The sequence below is a fragment of the Streptomyces sp. NPDC001770 genome, assembly GCF_053596135.1.
In genome coordinates this window covers 202,150-221,729 of the sequence record NZ_JBSFFN010000006.1, presented here as the reverse complement: position 1 = coordinate 221,729, position 19,580 = coordinate 202,150, and the positions used below count along the sequence as shown (strand labels likewise).

General features: G+C 74.4%; 5 protein-coding genes and 1 tRNA gene. 2 read left to right on the top strand and 4 right to left on the bottom strand.

The window, feature by feature from the left end:
• From ACWCSV_RS08665 to ACWCSV_RS08650, 4 genes are all read right to left on the bottom strand, one after another.
• Positions 1-1,655, bottom strand: a 1,655-nt coding sequence (locus tag ACWCSV_RS08665; protein WP_451139879.1) for a type I polyketide synthase, incomplete at its 3' end; no start/stop codon positions are given.
• An 82-nt stretch (positions 1,656-1,737) separates the two neighbouring features.
• On the bottom strand, positions 1,738-15,609 hold the full coding sequence (locus ACWCSV_RS08660) for an SDR family NAD(P)-dependent oxidoreductase (RefSeq protein WP_451139877.1): 13,872 nt from the start codon (positions 15,607-15,609) through the stop codon (positions 1,738-1,740).
• 252 nt (positions 15,610-15,861) lie between these two features.
• Positions 15,862-16,179: a hypothetical protein gene (locus ACWCSV_RS08655; RefSeq protein ID WP_451139875.1), complete on the bottom strand. Its 318-nt coding sequence runs from the start codon at positions 16,177-16,179 to the stop codon at positions 15,862-15,864.
• Between the two features lie 1,470 nt (positions 16,180-17,649).
• Positions 17,650-17,723 (bottom strand) — tRNA-Pro (locus tag ACWCSV_RS08650).
• A gap of 124 nt (positions 17,724-17,847) precedes the next feature.
• Here ACWCSV_RS08650 and ACWCSV_RS08645 point away from each other — a divergent pair.
• Both ACWCSV_RS08645 and ACWCSV_RS08640 read left to right on the top strand, forming a co-directional pair.
• Positions 17,848-18,555 carry a transketolase gene (locus ACWCSV_RS08645; RefSeq protein ID WP_451139873.1) on the top strand — a complete coding sequence of 236 codons (708 nt, stop codon included), beginning with the start codon at positions 17,848-17,850 and terminating at the stop codon, positions 18,553-18,555.
• A 125-nt stretch (positions 18,556-18,680) separates the two neighbouring features.
• Entirely contained in the window at positions 18,681-19,577 is an 897-nt protein-coding gene (locus ACWCSV_RS08640) for a transketolase family protein (RefSeq protein WP_451139871.1), read from the top strand.
• Positions 19,578-19,580: the final 3 nt, after the last annotated feature.

Sequence of the window (19,580 nt, the reverse complement as noted above, 5' to 3'; positions counted from 1 at the left end):
ACCGCCGCCAGACCCGCCGCAAGCCCACCCGGCTCACTACCGAGCACCACAGCCCGGTGCTCGAACACCGACCGCGTCACCGCCAACGACCAGCCGACATCACCCACCGACAACTCCGGCCGCGACAGCACGAATTCACGCAACCGACCCGCCTGACCCGCCAACGCCGCAGCACTCCGACCCGACACCGGCCACGCCGATGCGGCTGTCGTCGCCAGGACGGGCGCCGCGCTTCCGTCGTTCGCCGTGGTCAGGACGGGCGCCGCGCTCTCGTCGTCCGGCGTGGTCTCCGGGGCCGGGGGTGCTTCCTCCAGGACCACGTGGACGTTGGTTCCGCTCGCGCCGAACGCCGATACCCCGGCCCGTCGCAGCCGGTCGCCCGCCGGCCACTCCACCGGTTCCTGGAGCAGACGGACGTTTCCCGACGCCCAGTCCACGTGCGAGGAGGGATCGCCGGCGTGCAGTGTCCTCGGCAGGGTGCCGTGCCTCAGGGCGAGCACCATCTTCATCACGCCGCCGACCCCGGCGGCCTGTTGCGCGTGGCCGATGTTGGACTTGAGCGAGCCGAGCCACAACGGCCGGTCCTCGTCGCGGCCCTGCCCGTAGGTGGCCAGCAGCGCGCCCGCTTCGATCGGGTCGCCCAGGGCGGTGCCGGTGCCGTGCGCCTCGACCGCGTCCACCTCGGAGGCGGTCAGGCGGGCGTCGGCGAGGGCGGCCCGGATGACGCGCCGCTGCGCGGGCGCGCTCGGCGCCGTCAGGCCGTTCGACGCACCGTCCTGGTTCATCGCGCTGCCACGGATCACCGCCAGGACGCGGTGGCCGTTGCGGCGCGCGTCGGACAGCCGCTCCAGCAGTACGAGCCCGGCGCCCTCGCCCCAGCCCGTGCCGTCGGCCTCTTCGGAGAACGCCTTGCAGCGCCCGTCGGAGGCGAGGCCCTGTTGCCGGGCGAAGTCGGCGAACATCACCGGCGTGGACATCACCATCACGCCGCCGGCGAGGGCGAGCGAGCATTCACCGGACCGCAGTGAGCGGGCCGCCAGGTGGACGGCGGCAAGAGAGGACGAGCATGCCGTGTCCACCGTCACCGCGGGTCCGTTCAGGCCAAGGGTGTAGGAGACCCGGCCCGAGAGCACGCTGATCGCGCTGCCGGTCACCAGGTGTCCCTCGTCGTGGCCGTGCTCGCGTGCGTACCAGTCGTAGCCGGATGCGCTGGCCCCGACGAAGACACCGGTGTGCGAGCCCCGCAGGGTGCGCGGGTCGAGTCCGGCGTGCTCCAGGGTCTCCCAGGCGACCTCCATCACGAGGCGCTGCTGCGGGTCCATCGCCAGCGCTTCACGCGGACTGATCCCGAAGAACCCCGCGTCGAACTCGGCCGCGTCGAGGAGGAAGCCGCCGCGGGTCTCGTAGGCGTGGGTGGCCGCCTCGTCGGGGTCCCAGCCGCGGTCGGCGGGGAAGTCCCCGACGGCGTCGGTGCCGGTGGCGACCAGGTTCCACAACTCGTCGGGCGTGCGCACACCGCCCGGGTAGCGGCAGCCCATGCCGACGACGGCGATGGGATCGCCGGTTGCACTCTCCAACTCGCGGACGCGCTCCCGGCTTTCGTGCAGTTCGGCCGTGACGCGCTTCAGGAAGTACCGGAGCTTGTCCTCGCTCACGCGTTCCACCTCGGGGTGCTCGGGCTGTGGGTGCTGGGTCTGGGCAGCGCTCGGGCGGCCCGCGGCAAGGTCGGTCGTGCGGTCATTCGATGCCGAACTCCTTGCCCAGGAGGTCGAAGACCTCGTCGTCGTCCGCGGCGGCGAGGCGCTCGGAGACGTCCGGGCCGGGGCCGGCGCCGCCCCCGACGAGCCGCTGGATTCGTTGCCACTTCGTGTTCAGGGCGGCGAGCTGCGCCGTGACGGCCGCCTCGTCGTCGTCGCCGTCCGCGGCTCCGTTCTCGCCGATCCGGTCCAGCAGGCCCGACAACGAGGCTTCCAGCCGGTCGAGTTCGGTGCGTACGGAGTCCGGCCCCGCGCCGAGTTCCCGCAGCAGGTGCGCGGCGAGGGCCGACGACGTCGGGTACTCGAAGACGACGGTGGAGGGCAGGGTGACGCCGGTGGCGACGGCGAGCCGGTCGCGCAGTTCGATGGCGGTCAGGGAGTCGAACCCGAGGTCCCGGAAGGCGCGTTCGGCGTCGATGTCGGCGGTGCTCCCGTGCGAGAGCACGAGGGCGGCCTGGGCGCGTACCAACTCCGTCACCGCCGCCGGCCTTCGGGCGGGGGGCAGGGTGAGGACGGTGCGGGCGAACTCGGGCACCGTTCCGTCGTCGGCCGCACCGTCCGGCTGCGCCGCCGGTGCGGAGGCCTCCGGCAGGTCGGCGAGGAGCGGGCTCGGCCGCCGCAGCGTGAACGCGGGCGCGAACGTCCGCCAGTCCACGTCGGCGATGGTGACGAGAGCGTCGCCGCCGTCCATCGCCTGGCCGAGTGCTCGAACGGCAAGGCGCGGGTCCAGGACGCCCAGGCCGTGGCGGACGGAGGACTGCGCGGTGGCGCCGTCGGCCCATGGGCCCCAGGCGACCGAGGTGGCGACTTGTCCGCGGGCGCGGCGCTGCTCGGCGAGGGCGTCGACGAAGGCGCTCCCGGTGGCGTACCCGGGCACGAGCGCGCTGCCCCAGGTCGCGGCGACGGAGGAGAACAGGACGAAGTCGTCCAGTTCGAGGTGGGCGGTCAGCTCGTCGAGCCAGCGGGCTCCGGCCGACCGGGCGCCGGCGACGGCGGCGAGCTCCTCCGCCGTGGTGTCCGCGACGGCGGTGGCCTGTCCGGCGCCGACGGCGTGCACGATGCTCCGCAGGGTGGGGCCGCCGTCGGCGGTGATCTGCCGCAGCAGGGCGTCGATTTCGGCGCGCCGGGTGGTGTCGCAGGCGGCGATGGACAGTTCGGCGCCGGAGGCGGCCACGTCGGCGGCGAGCCGCGCGACGTCGGCGGTCAGCGGTTCGGCGGCGGCGAGGACGACGCGTTCGGCGCCGCGTCCGGCGAGCCACCGGCCGACCTCGGTGCCGATGGCGCCGGTGCCCCCGGTGACCAGGACGGTGCCGCGTCCCGGCCGGGGGGTGCCGGTCGGCGCGGCGGCGCGCACCAGGCGGCGGGCCAGGATGCCCTGGGGGCGCAGGGCCGTCTGGTCCTCGGCCACGGCTCCGGACAGCAGGGCGGCGAGCCGGTTGCCGGTGCGGGTGTCCCAGCCGTCGGCGGGCGGCAGGTCGATCAGTCCGCCCCAGTGCCCGGGGTGTTCGAGGCCCGCGACTCTGCCGAGTCCCCAGACCTGGGCCTGGGCGGGACTGCCGCTCTCGCCGGGGCCGGTGGCCACGGCGCCGGAGGTGAGGACCCACAGCGGAGTGCCGGGCGCGCCGGCGCCGAGGAGTTGGATGAGGTCGAGGGTGGCGGCCACGCCCCGGGTCATGGTCGGGTGCCCCCGGTCCGGGGACTCGTCCAGGGCCAGCAGGGAGACCACCCCGGCGGGGGCGGGGTACGCGGCGAGGGCGTCGGGGTCGGCGTCGGGCAGGGTCCGGACGTCGGTGGCGCCGTGCTCGGCAAGGGCTTGGGCGACCCGCCGGGCCGTGTCGGGGGCGGCGTCCGCGCCGACCAGCAGCCAGGTTCCGGTCAGCTCCGGGGGGGCGGGGCGCTCGGCGATGCGGGTCCAGGTGATCCGGTAGCGCAGACCGGCCAGTGCGTCGTCGGGTGCGGGTGCGGCCGGCCGGGCCGGTTCGGGCCAGTAGCGGCTGCGCTGGAAGGCGTAGGTGGGGAGTTCGACGAGGGTGGCGGGGCCGTGCACGGCTGCCCAGTCGACGGATGCGCCGGCCACGTACGCGGTGGCGAGCGAGGTGAGCAGGCGCCGGGCGCCGCCGTCCTGGCGGCGCAGCGTGCCGGTGGCGACCGCCGTGTCGCCGAGGGTGTCGCGGACGGCGCCGGTCAGCGCGGGGTGTCCGGACACCTCGATGAACATCCGGTGTCCGCCGTCGCCGAGGGTCCGTACGGCCTGTTCGAACTCGACGGTGCCGCGCAGGCTCGCGTACCAGTAGTGGGCGTCCAGTCCCTGGCCGTCCTGCTCCTGCCCGGTGAACGCGGAGACGATCGGGACCTCGGCCGTGCGGGGCTCGATGTCGGCCAGCTCCGCGAGTATCCGTTCGCGGAGCTCTTCCACCTGGGGGCTGTGCGAGGCGTAGGCGATCGGAACCCGGGTGGTGCGGCAGGTGGGCGGGCAGGCGGCCGCGAACGCGTCGAGTGCGTCGGGGTCTCCAGAGACGACGCAGGACCGGGGGCCGTTGACGGTGGCGAGCGAGAGTCGTCCCTCGAAGCCGCTGAGCCGTTCGCGTACCTTTTCCGCGGGTTCGGCGACCGACAGCATGCCGCCGCGTCCGTCCAGGGTCCGCAGGGCCCTGCTGCGCAGGGCGGCGACCTTCGCGCCGTCGTCCAGGGTGAGGGCACCGGCGACGGTAGCCGCGGCTATCTCGCCGAGCGAGTGGCCGACGACCGCGTCGGGGGCTACGCCGGCGGCCTGCCAGACGGCCGCCAGGGACACCGAGACCGCCCAGACCGCGGGCTGGAGCACGTCGGCGGCGAGGAAGTCGTGCCGGCCGGCCAGGACGTCCGCGAGGTCCCAGTCGACGTGGGGTGCCAGGGCCTGCGCGCACTGGTCGAGCCGGTCGCGGAAGACCTGTGACTGTTCGGCGAGTTCGCGGCCCATGCCGATCCACTGGCTGCCGTGGCCGGGGAAGACGAACACGGTGCGGCCGGTGCCGCCGGGCGCGATCGAGCCGGTTACGGCATCGGCCACGGGTTGTGCGGTGGCCAGTGCGGCGAGGGCGGGCAGCAGTTCGGTGTGGTCCGCGCCCAGGGCCACGGCGCGGTGTTCGAACGGCGGGCGGGTGGTGGCGAGGGACCAGGCCACGTCACCGACGGGAAGGTCCGGGTGGGCCAGGGCGTACTCGCGCAGCCGGCCCGCCTGGGCGGCGAGGGCGTGCGGGCCGCGGGCGCCGACCGGCCAGGCGACCGGTCCGGCGGACAGCACGGGGCCGGGGCCGGTGCCGGTGTCTGCGCCGGTGCCGGTGTCTGCGCCGGTGCCGGTGTCTGCGCCGGTTCTCACGGGTCCGGGGCGGGTGGGCGGCTCCTCGATGATGACGTGGGCGTTGGTGCCGCTGACGCCGAAGCTGGAGACGCCCGCCCGGCGGGGCCGGTCGCCGCCGGGGGTCCAGTCGACGGGCCGGTTCAGCAGGGCCACGTGGCCGGCGGTCCAGTCGACGTGGGGGGACGGGGTGTCGGCGTGCAGGGTGCGCGGCAGTTGCCCGTGGCGCAGGGCCAGGACGATCTTCATGATCCCGGCGACACCGGCGGCGGCCTGGGTGTGGCCGATGTTGGACTTGACCGAACCCAGCCACAACGGCCGGTTCGCGGGCCGGTCCTGGCCGTAGGCCGCGAGCAGGGCCTGGGCCTCGATCGGGTCGCCCAGTTCGGTGCCGGTGCCGTGTGCCTCGACGGCGTCCACGTCGGCGGGTGCCAGCCCGGCGCCGGCCAGCGCGGCGTGGATCACGCGTTGCTGGGAGGGGCCGCTGGGTGCGGTGAGCCCGTTGGAGGCGCCGTCCTGGTTGACGGCGCTGCCGCGGACCAGTGCGAGGACCCGGTGGCCGTTGCGGTGGGCGTCGGAGAGCCGCTCGACCGCGAGGACACCCACGCCTTCGGCCATGCCCATGCCGTCGGCGCCGGTGCCGAAGGCCTTGCACCGGCCGTCGGCCGCCAGGCCGCGCTGCTGGGAGAAGCCGACCAGGTCGCGCGGGGTGGGCATCACGGTGACGCCGCCGACCAGGGCGAGGTCGCACTCGTCGGCGCGCAGGGCCTGGGCGGCGGAGTGCAGGGCGACCAGTGACGAGGAGCAGGCGGTGTCGACGGTCAGGGCCGGTCCCTCCAGGCCGAGGAGGTAGGAGACGCGGCCGGACAGCACGCTGGTGGCGGTACCGATCATGGCCTGGCCTTCCAGGCGGTGGTCGGCTTGGCCGGCGGCTCGGGCGGTGAGGTGGTCGTAGCCGGAGCCGAAGCCGCCGACGAACACGCCGGTGCGACTGCCGCGCAGGCGGGTGGGGTCGATGCCGCCGCGTTCGAGGGTCTCCCAGACGACCTCCAGCAGCAGCCGCTGCTGCGGGTCCATGGTGACCGCCTCGCGCGGGCTGATGCCGAAGAACCCGGCGTCGAACTCGGTGGCCTCGTGGAGGAATCCGCCCTCGCGGGTGTAGAAGGTGCCGGGCCGTTCGGCGTCGGGGTCGTAGAGGGCGGCCAGGTCCCAGCCCCGGTCGGTGGGAAGGCCGCTGATGGCGTCCCGTCCGGTGTCGAGCAGCTGCCAGAGCTGCTCGGGGGTGTGGATGCCGCCGGGCAGGCGGCAGCCCATGGCGACGATCGCGACCGGGTCGGCGAGCGGGTCCGTGCCGGTGGGGCGCTGGGCGGTCGGGGAGGTGGTGTCCGGTCCGCCGCCGACCAGCCGGGTGCGCAGGTGCGTGGCGAGCATCTGCGGGTCCGGGTGGTCGTACAGCAGGGTGGCGGGCAGCGGCAGGCCGGCGGCGATGCTGAGCCGGTTGCGCAGTTCGACCGAGGTGAGGGAGTCCAGGCCGAGTTCGCTGAAGGCGCGGCCGGGCTCGATGTCCGCGGCCGAGGCGTACCCCATCACGGTGGCGGCCTCGTCCCGGACGAGGTCGCAGATCAGCCGGTCACGTGCCTCGTCGGAGGTGAGCGTGGTCAGCCGGGCGACCAGCCCGTGTTCCGCACCGGCGGGCCGCGGCGTCGTGTCCGCCGCGTCCGCGGCGTCGGCGGCCCGGATCTCGGGCAGGTCGCGCATCAGGGGGGCGTGGCGCAGTTGTTCGGGGCCGCGGGCGGTGGCCATCGCGGCGAAGTCGACGGCCATCAGCGACAGTACGGCCAGCCGCGGGTCGTGGTCCTCGACGGCGGCGGCGAGGGCGCGGACCGCGTCCTCGGGCTCCATCAGGACCTCCCACTTGTTGCGGGCGAGCCGTCGGCGGGCGCCTTCGCTGGCCTGACCGACGCCGCCGCCCGCCCAGGGTCCCCAGGCCAGCGAGGTGGCGGGCAGGCCGCGGGCGCGGCGCTGTTCGGCGAGGGCGTCCAGGTAGGCGTTGGCGGCGGCGTAGTTGCCCTGGCCGCCGTTGCCGAAGGTGGCGGAGATGGAGGAACAGAGGACGAAGGCGTCGAGTTCCAGGTGCGCGGTGAGCTCGTCGAGGTGGGCGGCACCGCCTGCCTTGCCGTCGAAGGTGCGGGCCAGGCGGGTGGCGTCCAGGCGGTCGAGTACGCCGTCGTCGAGGGCGCCGGCGGCGTGCAGCACGGTGGACAGGGCCGGCCCGGTGGCGGCGACGCGGTCGAGTACGGCGGCGAGCGCGGGGCGCTCGGCGGTGTCGCAGGCGAGTACGTCCACGGCGGCCCCGGCTCCGGCGAGTTCGGCGGCGAGGGCGGCGGTGCCGTCGGCGGCGGGGCCGGAGCGACTGGTGAGGACGAGTCGGCGGGCGCCGCGTTCGCGGGCGAGCCAGCGGGCGGCGTGGCCGCCGATGTGGCCGGTGCCGCCGGTGACGAGGACGGTGCCGCGGGGTGCGAGGGGCCGCCGCTCGGCGGGGCGGGGCGGTTTCGGGGCGTGGGCGAGGCGGCGGGGCCGCAGTCCGTCCGCGCGGAGGGCGACCTCGTTCTCGTCGTGGGCGGCGAGAACGGTGGTGAGACGGGCGGCGGCGAGGTCGTCCCACCTCTCGGGCAGGTCGACCAGTCCGCCCCAGCGGTCGGGGTGTTCGGCGGCGACGGTACGGCCCAGGGCCCAGACGGGTGCCTGTCGCGGGTCGGCGGCGCCCGTGCCGGGGTCGGTGGTGACGGCCCCCGCCGTGAGAACCCACAGCGGGGCGTCGACGGTGGCGTCGCCCAGGGCCTGGACCAGTGCCAGGGTGGCGGCGAGCCCGCGGGCCACGGTGGGGTGGCCGTCGAGCGGGCCGGTGTCGAGGGCCAGCAGGGTGAGTACGCCGGCGGGTCTGGTGTCTTCGAGTGCGGCGGTGATCCGCCGCGCGTAGTCGGCGCGGTCGGCTCCGGCGGTGTCCAGTTCGACGGTGACGGTCCGGGCACCGCGGTCGGCGAGGGCGGCGGCGCTGGGGTGGGGGTCCTGTCCGGCGGGGACGAGTACCAGCCAGACGCCGGTGAGCAGCGCCGGGGCGGGCTCGGGGGCGTGGGTCCACTCGGCGACGAACCGCCAGTCGTCGGTGGGGTCGCCGGCCGCGCCGCGGGTGGCGGGGACGGCTGGGGCAGGGCGCGCGGCCGGCCAGAAGCGGCGGTGCTGGAAGGCGTACGTGGGCAGCTCGACGTGCCGGGGGGCGGCGGGCAGCACGGCGGTCCAGTCGACCGGCAGGCCGTGGACGTACGCGGTGCCGAGCGAGCGCAGCAGCCGGTCGGCTCCGTCGTCGTCGCGGTGCAGTGTGTCGATCACGAGGGGGTCGGGCAGGTCGGTCCGCGCGGCCAGGACCTCCTGGACGGCGGGCAGCAGCACCGGGTGGGCCGAGACTTCGACGAAGGCCCGGTGGCCGGTGGCCGCGAGGGCTTCGACGGCGTCGCCGAAGCGGACGGTGTGCCGGACGTTGGCGTACCAGTACTGGGGTCCCAGTTCCTCGCCTTCCACCACCCGTCCGTGGACGGTGGAGAACAGCGGGATGCCGGCGGGGCGGGGCCGGATGGCGGCCAGCAGCTGCGGCAGGGTGTGTTCCAGCGGTTCGCACAGCCGCGAGTGCGCCACGAAGTCGGTGACGGGCACCCGCCAGCGCATGGCCTTGCGCTTGCGCAGCACCCGTTCGAACTCGACGAGTGCGCCGGGTTCGCCGGAGACGACGGTCGCGGCCGGGGCGTTGACCGCCGCCACCGCGAGCCGGTCGCCGAAGGGTCTCAGGAGTTCGCGCACCGTCTCGGCGGGCAGCACCACCGAGAGCATGCCGCCCTCGACGCCGAGGCCGGTCAGTGCGGCGGCCCGGACGGCGACGACGCGGGCGGCGTCGTCCAGGGTGAGCGCGCCGGCGACGGTGGCCGCGGCGATCTCGCCCTGGGAGTGGCCCACCACCGCGTCGGGAACCACGCCGGCCGCTTGCCAGACCGCGGCGAGCGAGACCATCACGGCCCACAGCAGCGGCTGCGTCACGGCCGCCCCGTCGGGCGCGGGGGCGCCGGGCTCGCCGGCGAGTACGGCGTGCGGGTCCCAGTCGACGTACGGGCGCAGGGCTCGCGCGCACTCGGCGAACCGTGCCGCGAACACCGGTGACTGTGCTGCCAGTCGGCGGCCCATTCCCTCCCACTGGCTGCCCTGGCCGGGGAAGACGAACACGGTGCGGCCGTCGCGGGCCGCGCTCTCGCCGGTAGGGGCGTGGCCGGGGGTCTCTCCGGCCATCAGGGCGGCCAGGCCCTCCGTGAGTCCGGTGCGGCCGGAGCCGATGACCACGGCGCGGTGGTCGAAGGGGCTGCGGGTGGTGGCGAGCGACCAGGCCACGTCCGCGGGCGGCGGGGCGTCGGCGGTGAGGGCGTACGCGTGGAGGCGTCCGGCCTGCGCGGCCAGGGCGCTTCGGCTGCGGGCGGTGACCGGCCAGGCGGTGACGCCCGCGCCGGGAGCGAGCAGTGGCGGTCCGGCGGGTGCGGCCGGGGCGTCGGGCGCCGGCGCGGCGGGGAGTCGCTCGGGGGCCTGCTCGATGAGGACGTGCACGTTGGTGCCGCTCATGCCGAACGCGGAGACGCCGGCCCGGCGGGGCACGTCCCGGGGTGTCGTCCAGGGCCGCTGTTCGGTCAGCAGCCGTAGGGCGCCGGACTCCCAGTCGATCTCCCGGGACGGTTCCTCCGCGTGCAGGGTGCGCGGCAGTGTCCCGTGCCGCATCGCGAGCACCATCTTGACGAGTCCGGCGAGGCCGGCGGCGGTCTGGGTGTGTCCGATGTTGGATTTGGCGGAGCCGAGCCACAGTGGCCGGTCGGCGGGCCGGTGCTTGCCGTAGGTGGCCAGCAGGGCGTGGGCCTCGACGGGGTCTCCGAGGGGGGTTCCGGTGCCGTGCGCCTCGACCGCGTCGACCTGGTCGGGCGTCAGGCCAGAAGCCTCCAGGGCGGCCCGGATCACGCGTTGCTGGGCGAGTCCGCTGGGGGCGGTGAGGCCGTTGGACGCGCCGTCCTGGTTGATGGCGGTGCCCCGTACGACCGCCAGGACGGGGTGGCCGTGGCGCCGCGCGTCGGAGAGCCGTTCGACCGCGATGGTCGCGGCGCCCTCGGACAGGCCCATGCCGTCGGCGCCGTCCGCGAAGGGCTTGCACCGGCCGTCGGGGGCGAGGCCGCGCTGCCGGGAGAAGCCGACGAGCTGGCTGGGGGTGGACATCACCATCACGCCGCCGACCAGGGCGAGCGCGCACTCCCCCGCGCGCAGTGCCCGGCCCGCGAGGTGCAGGGCGACCAGGCCGGAGGAGCAGGCGGTGTCGATGGTGAGGGCGGGGCCTTCGAGGCCGAGGGCGTAGGCGACGCGGCCCGAGATGATACTGCTCGAGTGTCCGGTGACCAGATATCCCTCGGCGGCCGGGTCGCCCTCGGCCAGGCCGCTGCCGTAACCGGTCAGGGTCGCTCCGGCGAAGACGCCGACGGGGGTTCCGCGCAGGGACTCGGGGGCGATGCCGGCCCGTTCCAGGGCCTCCCAGGATGTCTCCAGCAGCAGTCGCTGCTGGGGGTCCATCGCGAGGGCCTCGCGCGGGTTGATGCCGAAGAAGGCGGCGTCGAACTCGGGGGCGTCGTGGAGGAAGCCGCCGCGGTGGGTGGCGGACTTGCCCTGGCGGTCGGGGTCGGGGTCGTAGAGGTCGGGGTCCCAGCCGCGGTCGGTGGGCAGGCCCCCGATCACGTCGGCGCCCGAGGCGAGCAGGTTCCAGTACTGGTCGGGGGTGGTGACTCCGCCGGGCAGGCGGCAGCCGATGCCGACGATGGCGAGCGGCTCGTCGGGGTCGGACGCGGTGGTGCCCGTGGCGGGCGAGGGAGCGTCCGTGCCGGCGGCGGTGCCGAGGGCCGTCGCGGCGAGGTGGGCGCCGAGCGAGGCCGGGGTGGGGTGGTCGAAGACGATCGTGGACGGCAGCCGGAGGGCGGTGGCCGTGGCCAGCCGTTTGCGCAGCTCGACGGCGGTCAGCGAGTCGAAGCCCAGGTCGCGGAAGGCGCGGTGACCGGCGATGTCGCCCGCGTCCCGGTGTCCGAGTACCGCCGCCGCGTGGCCGCGGACCAGGTCGGTGGCGAGGCGTTCCCGTTCCGGGGCGCCCGCGGCACCGGCCAGGGAGCGGGCGAAGTCGTTCGCGGACGTGTCCGCGTCGGTGGCGGGCGCGGCGCCTTCGAGTGCCTGGCGGGCGGCAGGGATGCGGTCCAGCAGGGCGCTTCGGCGGGCCGCGGTGAAGACGGGGGCGAAGTCGGCCCATGCCATGTCGGCGAGTGCGAGGTAGGGGCCGGTGGCTCCGGTTCCGTCGGCGAGGACGTGGCCGAGTACGTCCAGTGCACGGCCGGGTTCCAGGAACCGGGTGCCCTGGCGGCGCAGGACGTCGCCGGTGATGGTCGCCGGGCCGTGCGCTCCGAAGGCGTCCGGCGCCGCCCAGTCGCGGGTGTCCCACACGCCCCAGCCGAGCGAGAGTGCGGCCTCGCCGCGCGCCGCGCGCCGCTCGGCGAGGGCGTCGAGGTGGGCGTTGGCGGCGGCGTAGGCACCGTGCTCGGCGCTGCCCCAGGCCGCGGCGATCGAGGAGAAGAGAATGAACTCGTCGGCGCCGGTGACCAGTTCGTCGAGGTGGTCGGCGCCGGACGCCTTGCCGGCCAGGGAGTCCTCCAGGCCCGCGAGGTCGGTGTCGTCGATGCGGGTGAGGTGGAAGGCGTTGGCCGTGTGCAGCACGGTGGACAGCCGCGGTCCGGTGGCGGCGACCCGGTCCAGCAGGGCGGCGAGCGCCGGGCGGTCGGCAAGGTCGCAGGTGAGGACGTCGACGGCGGTGCCGGCCCCGGCGAGGGAGGCGGCGTGGGCGGCGAGGGCCGGTCCGGGCCCGGACCGGGTGGGCAGCACGAGGCGCTGGGCGCCGCGCCCGGCCAGCCAGGCGGTCAGGTGCGGGCCGATGGAACCGGTGGCGCCGGTGACGAGCACGGTTCCGCGCGGGGACCAGGTGCCCCCGGGTCCGGCAGAACCGGTGGCCGTACGGGGTGCGGGGACCAGGCGCCGGGCGAAGGCCCCGGAGCGGCGGAGCGCGACCTGGTCCTCGGAGCCGTCGGCGAGGACGGCGGCCAGGCGGCCGGCCGCCCGCTCGTCCCACTGCTCGGGCAGGTCGACCAGTCCGCCCCAGCGGTCGGGGTGCTCCAGCGCGGCGACCCGGCCGAGTCCCCAGGCCTGCGCCTGGACGGGCGCGGGTGGGGCGTCGTCGGGGGCGACGCGCACGGCACCGCGGGTGAGGGCCCAGAGCGGGGCGTCGATCGCGGCGTCCCCGAGGGCCTGTACCAGGGCCAGGGTGGCGGCGGTTCCGTACGGGACGGCGGGTGAGCCGGGCAGCGGCCGGGGGTCCAGCGCGAGCAGCGAGAGGACGCCGGCCGGTCGCGCGGGCGCCCCGGGGAGGGCGGCGACCGCGGCCGTGAGTTCGTCGGCGAGTCCGGCGCGCCGCACCGCTCCGGTGCGCAGGACGACGGTCTCGGCGCCGTGTGCGGTCAGGGCCGCGACGTGGTCGCCCGGGTCGGTTCCCTCACGGGTGACGACCAGCCAGGTCCCGGTCAGGGCGGGGGTGGCCGGGCCGAGCGGTTCCCAGGCGGTGCGGTAGCGCCAGGTGTCCTCGGCGGGGGCGGTCGTCGTCTGCGGGAGGGCCTCGGTGCGGCGGGGCCAGTAGCGGCTGCGCTGGAAGGCGTAGGTGGGCAGGTCGACCCGCTCGGCGCGGGGCAGGACGGCGGTCCAGTCCACGGGGACGCCGTGGGTGTACGCCTCGGCGAGGGAGGCGAGCAGCCGCTGGGTCCCCCCGTCGTCGCGGCGCAGCGTGCCGACGACCACGGGGTCGAGGTCCGCCAGTCCGTCGCCGACGGCCATGGCCAGGACGGGGTGCGGGGAGACCTCGACGAAGGTGTCGTAGCCGTCGTCGCCGAGGGTGCGGACGGCCCGGGCGAACTCGACGGTCTCGCGCAGGCTGGCGTACCAGTAGGCGGGGTCGAGTTCCGGCCCGGTGAGCCACTGCCCGTTCATCGCGGAGATCATCGGGATGCGTGTCTCGCGGGGTTCGATTCCGGCCAGAGCGGAGGCGATGCCGTCGCGCAGTTCCTCGACGTGCGCGCTGTGCGAGGCGTAGTCCACGGGCAGGACGCGGGTGCGTACGTCGGGGTGGCGCGCGGCGAGCTCGTGCAGGGCGTCCGGGTCGCCGGCGACCACGGTGGCCGACGGGCCGTTGACGGCCGCGACCGACAGGCGCTCCCCCATCGGCTCCAGCCAGCCGCGGACGGTGTCGGCCGCCCCGTCGACGGCCATCATCCCGCCGCGTCCGGCAAGGGCCGTCAGAGTCCTGCTGCGCAGAGCGACGACCTTGGCGGCGTCGTCGAGGGACAGGATCCCGGCCACCGCGGCAGCGGCGATCTCGCCCTGCGAGTGCCCCACCACCGCGTCGGGGGCGACACCGGCCGCCTCCCAGACCGCGGCGAGCGACACCATCACCGCCCACAACGCCGGCTGGACCGCATCAGCTGCCTCGAACCCGTGCCGCCCCGCCAGCACATCGTCCAACTGCCAGTCCACGTAGGGCGCGAGAGCCTCGCCGCACTCCGCCAGCCTCGCCGCGAACACCGGCGAGACCTCCGCCAGCCCGCGCCCCATACCGACCCACTGACTGCCCTGACCGGGGAAGACGAACACCGTGCGGCCGGTGCCCCCCGCCCTGATCTGTCCGGTCACCGCGTCCGCGGTCGGCTCCCCGGCGGCGAGCGCGGCCAGTCCGTCGCCCGGTCCGGGGTCCAGCAGTACGGCGCGGTGCTCGAAGGCGGTCCGCGTGGTGGCGAGCGACCAGGCGATCCCGGCCGGCGCCACCGGTCGGGGGCAGGTGGCGAGGTGCGCGGAGAGTTTGCGGGCCTGCGCGGCCAACGCCTGCGGTGTGCGGCCGGAAAGCACCCATGCCGTCGCCCCGGGCAGGACGGACGGACCGGCGGCACCGGCTGTCTCCTCGACCGGCACCTGCGGCTCGGGCGCGTCCTCCAGCACCAGGTGCGCGTTGGTACCGCTGATGCCGAACGCCGAGACCGCCGCGCGCCGGGGGGTGCCGTCCGCGGGCCGGGGCCAGTCCTGCGGCTGCTGCAGCAACCGCACCCGGCCGGCGGTCCAGTCGACGTACTCCGAGGGCCGCTCGGAGTGGAGGGTGCGGGGCAGTACGCCGTTGCGCAGCGCCATGACCATCTTGATGACGCCGGCGACGCCGGCGGCGGCCTGGGTGTGACCGATGTTGGACTTCACCGATCCCAGCCACAGCGGCCGGCCGGCGGGGCGTCCCGCGGCCTGCCCGTATGTCTCCAGCAGGGCCTGTGCCTCGATGGGGTCGCCCAGCCGGGTACCCGTTCCGTGCGCCTCCACCGCGTCCACGTCGGCGGCCGTCAGCCGGGCGTTGTCGAGAGCCGCTCCGATGACGACGCGCTGCGAGCTGCCGTTGGGCGCGGTCAGCCCGTTGGAGGCGCCGTCCTGGTTGACCGCGCTGCCGCTGATCACGGCCAGGACGGGGTGCCCCGCACGGCGCGCGTCCGTCAGCCGCTCCAGGACCACCATGCCGGCGCCCTCGCCCCAGCCCGTTCCGTCGGCGTCCGCCGAGAACGGCTTGCAGCGTCCGTCCGCGGCGAGTCCCCGCTGGCGGGAGAACTCCCTGAACAGCACGGGTGAGGACATGAGGGTCGCACCGCCGGCCAGGGCGAGGTCGCATTCCTCGGTGCGCAGCGCCTGGACCGCCAGGTGCAGGGCGACCAGGGAGGAGGAGCAGGCGGTGTCCACGGTGAGGGCCGGGCCGACCAGGCCGAGAGTGAACGAAATCCGGCCGGAGAGAACGCTGTTGGCGGTACCGGTCAGCAGGTGGCCGGTGGCGTCCGCGAAGTCCAGGTCTCCGTCGCTCCCGTAGGCCGCGGCGGAGGAGTAGACACCCGTGAACACGCCGGTACGGGAGCCTCGGAGCGAGGCCGGGTCGAATCCGGCGCGCTCGACCGCCTCCCACGAGGTCTCCAGCAGCAGCCGCTGCTGCGGGTCCATCGCCAGCGCCTCGCGTGGGCTGATCCCGAAGAACCCCGCGTCGAACTCGGCTGCCTCATAGAGGAATCCGCCCTCGCGCGTGGCCGAGCCGGGCAGGTCGGGCGAGTCGTAGAGCCCCGCGATGTCCCACCCGCGGTCGGCGGGGAATCCGGCGACGGCGTCCTCGCTGTCCGAGACCAGCCGCCACAGCGCTTCGGGGCTGTCGACACCACCGGGGTACCGGCATCCCATGCCCACCACGGCGATGGGCTCGTGCCTGAGCCGGTCCAGTTCCGTCCGGGTGCTGCGCAGTTTGGCGGTCATGACCCTGAGGTAGTCACGAAGCTGCTGTTCGTCGGCCATGCCGGCCTTGCTCCCCCCGTAGTGAACTGCGAGTCGACCGTGCCGGCCGCGCGCGTGCACGACGAACGCGGCCTTGCCACTGAAGTGCTTGTTCTTCACGGTGTTGCATGCGCCGGGCCGGTGCGCGGAAGGCCGCGGCCGGCCGCTCCTCGCGGTGGCCGCGCACCTCCTCGGGCGCCTGGCGGTGGTTGCCCGTACGGCTCCGGCGCGGGAGTCGGCTTCAGTCCCCGCGGGGCGAGGACCCCCGTGCCGTCAGGGCGTGGCTTCGGCCGTCGCGCCGGCGACCTCCGCGGTCTCCGCGGTCTCGGCCGTGGCCGGCTGGGCCGGCACGCTCAGTCCGGGAACGGACAGCTCCGGGACGGCCTTTACGGCCTCGAAGCCTGCCTCGATGGCTTCGGCGAGCGTGGGCGTGACCTCGTCCTCGAATTCGATCCGGGTCACCGGAACATCAGCGTTCGTCGGGAGGGTGTCGTCGACGAACGTGATGTCGGCAGGACTCACCTCTTTCAGGGCAACCTTTTCCTGGTCGTTCACTTCCCGGTTCAGGACAAGCGAGAATCTGTACACCATGATTGGCCGCTCCTCTGGTGAATGAGTAAGAATTCTTCGGGCACACCATCTGGCCGACTTTGACCTTGCCAGCGGTTCCACACAGATGCAAGGCCCCACAGAAATTTCACAAGCGCAGCCGATTCACTGCACGGGAAAGCACCCGCCTGCCGAAAAATCCGAAAAGCACGGACTCAAGGCAGGGACAGCAATATTCCGGCACCAATTCGGACGAACGTCCCAGCTCGGCAGAGAAGTGTGCACGCCGATCGGGGGCGCCCCCACGGCCTCCGGGTCCGACCCGGAGGGCAGGTCCTGGCGCACCATGCCGGCGCTTCAACGCGAGCGGGCCGCCCACGGGCAACGGCCCATGGCATCACTTTCGGCCATCCCGGTCAACAATCGCGACACAGGGATCGGCCCACCGCGCAAGCGATCTTCCATTAGCCCCCGTCCACAACCATTTCCGCCCCGGCCGTATCCGATCGGAGAGGTCACCCACGGAACAGTCGGCGCCGATTGCACCACCGCAGGCACGGAGGAATTCAAGCCCTTCTCCGCCCTGCCGTCCAGTGTTCAAATTCGACCCAAAGCAGCCGAACACCCCGCAGATGGCCATTACCCGCCCGGCCACCCCGAGAGGAAGTTGATCAATGCCAGGACTTTATGGCGATAAAAGGTGTGACCTTCCCGAGCGCGCAGCGCATTTCAAGCCATGCGCGCACATCGCTCCCAGTAGTCACACCAGCCACATGAATACCTCCAGAAACATGGACCGCAGCTCGCACACAGGGCGGGGAGGGCCACATTTTCTCGCCCATTCCCGCCCAAGCGAGACCCCCCTGCCACAGGAGGAATCCCACCGCACCGCAGTTGCTCCGTCACCCTGTCCGCCGGCGCCGGCGGAGCGGCGACTCCGCCCCGCATCGTCCTGCGAGAGCGCCTCGGCCTCGCTCCCGCGGCCCGGCGAACGCGCCGCACCGCCCGCGAGCAGGACAGGGCCCGCAGCGGAGTCCCAGCCGGCCCGGACACCTCTCGAAGGACCCGCACCGCGCCGGGCGACACGACGAGCGGGCCCGTGACGGCGGGAGCCTCGCCGTATCCGGTACGCGGGGGCGCCCCGGCCCTCTCCCCGGGCGCGCCAATCGGCGACCGCCGGGGGGTGACCGAACGTGAGTGTGCCGAAGGGTGGCCGCCGCGAATCCACGACCCGATCGAGCCGTTGCCCACGGGCACGCGGCCAGGGGTGTTTCAGGGGCGATCCGGATGAACCGGAAACCACGACCGAGGGTGGCCGAGACGGCACTGCCCCCGTGATGGAGCCGAACGGCGTGCGAGGGCGGCGACCACACACGTGGAGACCGTCGCAATCGGACCGATACCGACACTGTACGAACATCCGAAGGACGCCGGTACCCGCCGGAGCCCAAAAAGTTGAGGGCCGACTTCGGATACATCCGAAACCGGCCCTCGTTCTACGACTCTTTCGAGTCGGGACGACAGGATTTGAACCTGCGACCCCTTGACCCCCAGTCAAGTGCGCTACCAAGCTGCGCCACGTCCCGGCACCGTCTGACCTGGGCTTTCGCCCTGGCCGAACCTGCAAGAGAACAATACCAAACCCGAGCAGGTGGTCACGAACACCTTTCCCTTGACCTCAACCTTGGTTGAGGTCGCACCATGATCGGCATGACGAACTCCACCGGAGCCGGGCTCCGCACACACGGCTACACGGACCTGAACCGCCTGATGAGCCTCATGACCGGCGACGAGAAGCACGGGCCGGCCGCCACCTCCACCCTGGACGTGCTCTGGGTGCTCTACGACCGGGTGCTCCGGGTCGGCCCCGAGACCGTGGACGATCCGGAGCGGGACAGGTTCCTGCTCTCCAAGGGGCACGGGCCCATGGCCTACTACGCGGTGCTCGCCGCCCACGGTTTCTTCGCGGAGGAGCTGCTCCCCGGCTTCGGCACCTTCGACTCGCCGCTGGGCCAGCACCCCGACCGGCTGCGGGTGCCGGGGGCCGAGATCGGCAGCGGTTCGCTGGGACACGGCCTGCCCCTGGCGGTGGGCACCGTCCTGGGGCTGCGGGCGCAGGGGCGCACCGACCCCCGGGTCTGGGTCCTCGTGGGCGATGCCGAACTGGACGAGGGCAGCAATCACGAGGCGCTCGCCTTCGCCGGGCCCTCGGGGCTGGAGCAGCTGCACACCGTGGTGATCGACAACGCCTCGTCGACCTACGGCCGGCCCGGCGGGATCGCGGCACGCTTCGAGACCGCCGGATGGTCGGTGGCGAGTGTGGACGGCGGGGACCACGAGGCGCTGTACGCGGCGTTCAGCGCCCCGCACCCCGGCCGGCCGCGCGCCGTGGTCGCCCGGACCGCGCCGAAGCGCTGACCGGCCCGCGCCTCCTGCTCGCCCCGCCCACACCCACGCCCCCGCACCCACGCCCCCGCACCCGCACCCCGCCCAAGCAGCAACGTCAGCAGCAACGTCAGCAGCAACGGAAGGACCCTTCCCCCGTGGACACCATGCGTGAACGCTTCATCGCCACCACCACCGAACTCCTGGACCAGGATCCGCGCCTCGCCCTCGTACTGGCGGAGATCAGCCGCGACGGCTTCGAGAAGGCCTCGCGGAGCCATCCCGACCGGGTGGTCAACGTCGGCATCCGCGAGCAGCTGCTGATCGGCGCGGGCGCCGGGATGGCCCTGACCGGGATGCGGCCGATCGTCCACACTTTCGCGAGCTTCCTGGTCGAGCGCCCCTTCGAGCAGGTGAAGCTCGACTTCGGGCACCAGGGCGTGGCCGGGGTGCTGGTGAGCTCCGGGGCGTCCTACGACTTCCCCGCAGCCGGCTTCACCCACATGTCGCCCGGCGACGTGGCGCTGATGGACACGCTCGACGGCTGGAGCGTGCACGTCCCGGGCCACCCGGACGAGGCGGAGGCCTTGCTGCGGCGGGCCGCCGCCGGGGACGACAGGGTCTACCTGCGGCTGTCGCTGCAGTCGAACCGCCGGGCCATGCCGGTGGAGGACGATGCCTTCCTCACCGTGCGCGAGGGCTCCCGGGGCGTCGTCGTCGCGGTGGGTCCGACACTGGACGACGTGCTGGCGGCGACGGAAGGGCTGGACACGACGGTGCTGTACGCGGCCACCGTGCGGCCCTTCGACTCAGCCGTGCTGCGCAGGGCTGCGGGCGCGGGTACCACCGACGTGGTGCTCGTGGAGCCGTACCTCGCCGGAACCTCAGCGGCGGTGGCCGGCGAAGCCCTGCTCGACCTGCCGCACCGGGTGCTGGGCCTGGGCGTGGGCCGCGCCGATCTCCGCCGCTACGGGCAGATGGACGAGCACGTCGCGGCGCACGGGCTCGACTCCGCGGGGCTCCGGCGCAGCATCACCCGGTTCCTGACCGCCTGACGG

Coding starts and splice junctions, on each gene's coding strand:
- ACWCSV_RS08660 (WP_451139877.1), bottom strand. CDS start 15,609: ATGGCCGACGAACAGCAGCTTCGTGACTACCTCAGGGTCATGACCGCC.
- ACWCSV_RS08655 (WP_451139875.1), bottom strand. CDS start 16,179: ATGGTGTACAGATTCTCGCTTGTCCTGAACCGGGAAGTGAACGACCAG.
- ACWCSV_RS08645 (WP_451139873.1), top strand. CDS start 17,848: ATGACGAACTCCACCGGAGCCGGGCTCCGCACACACGGCTACACGGAC.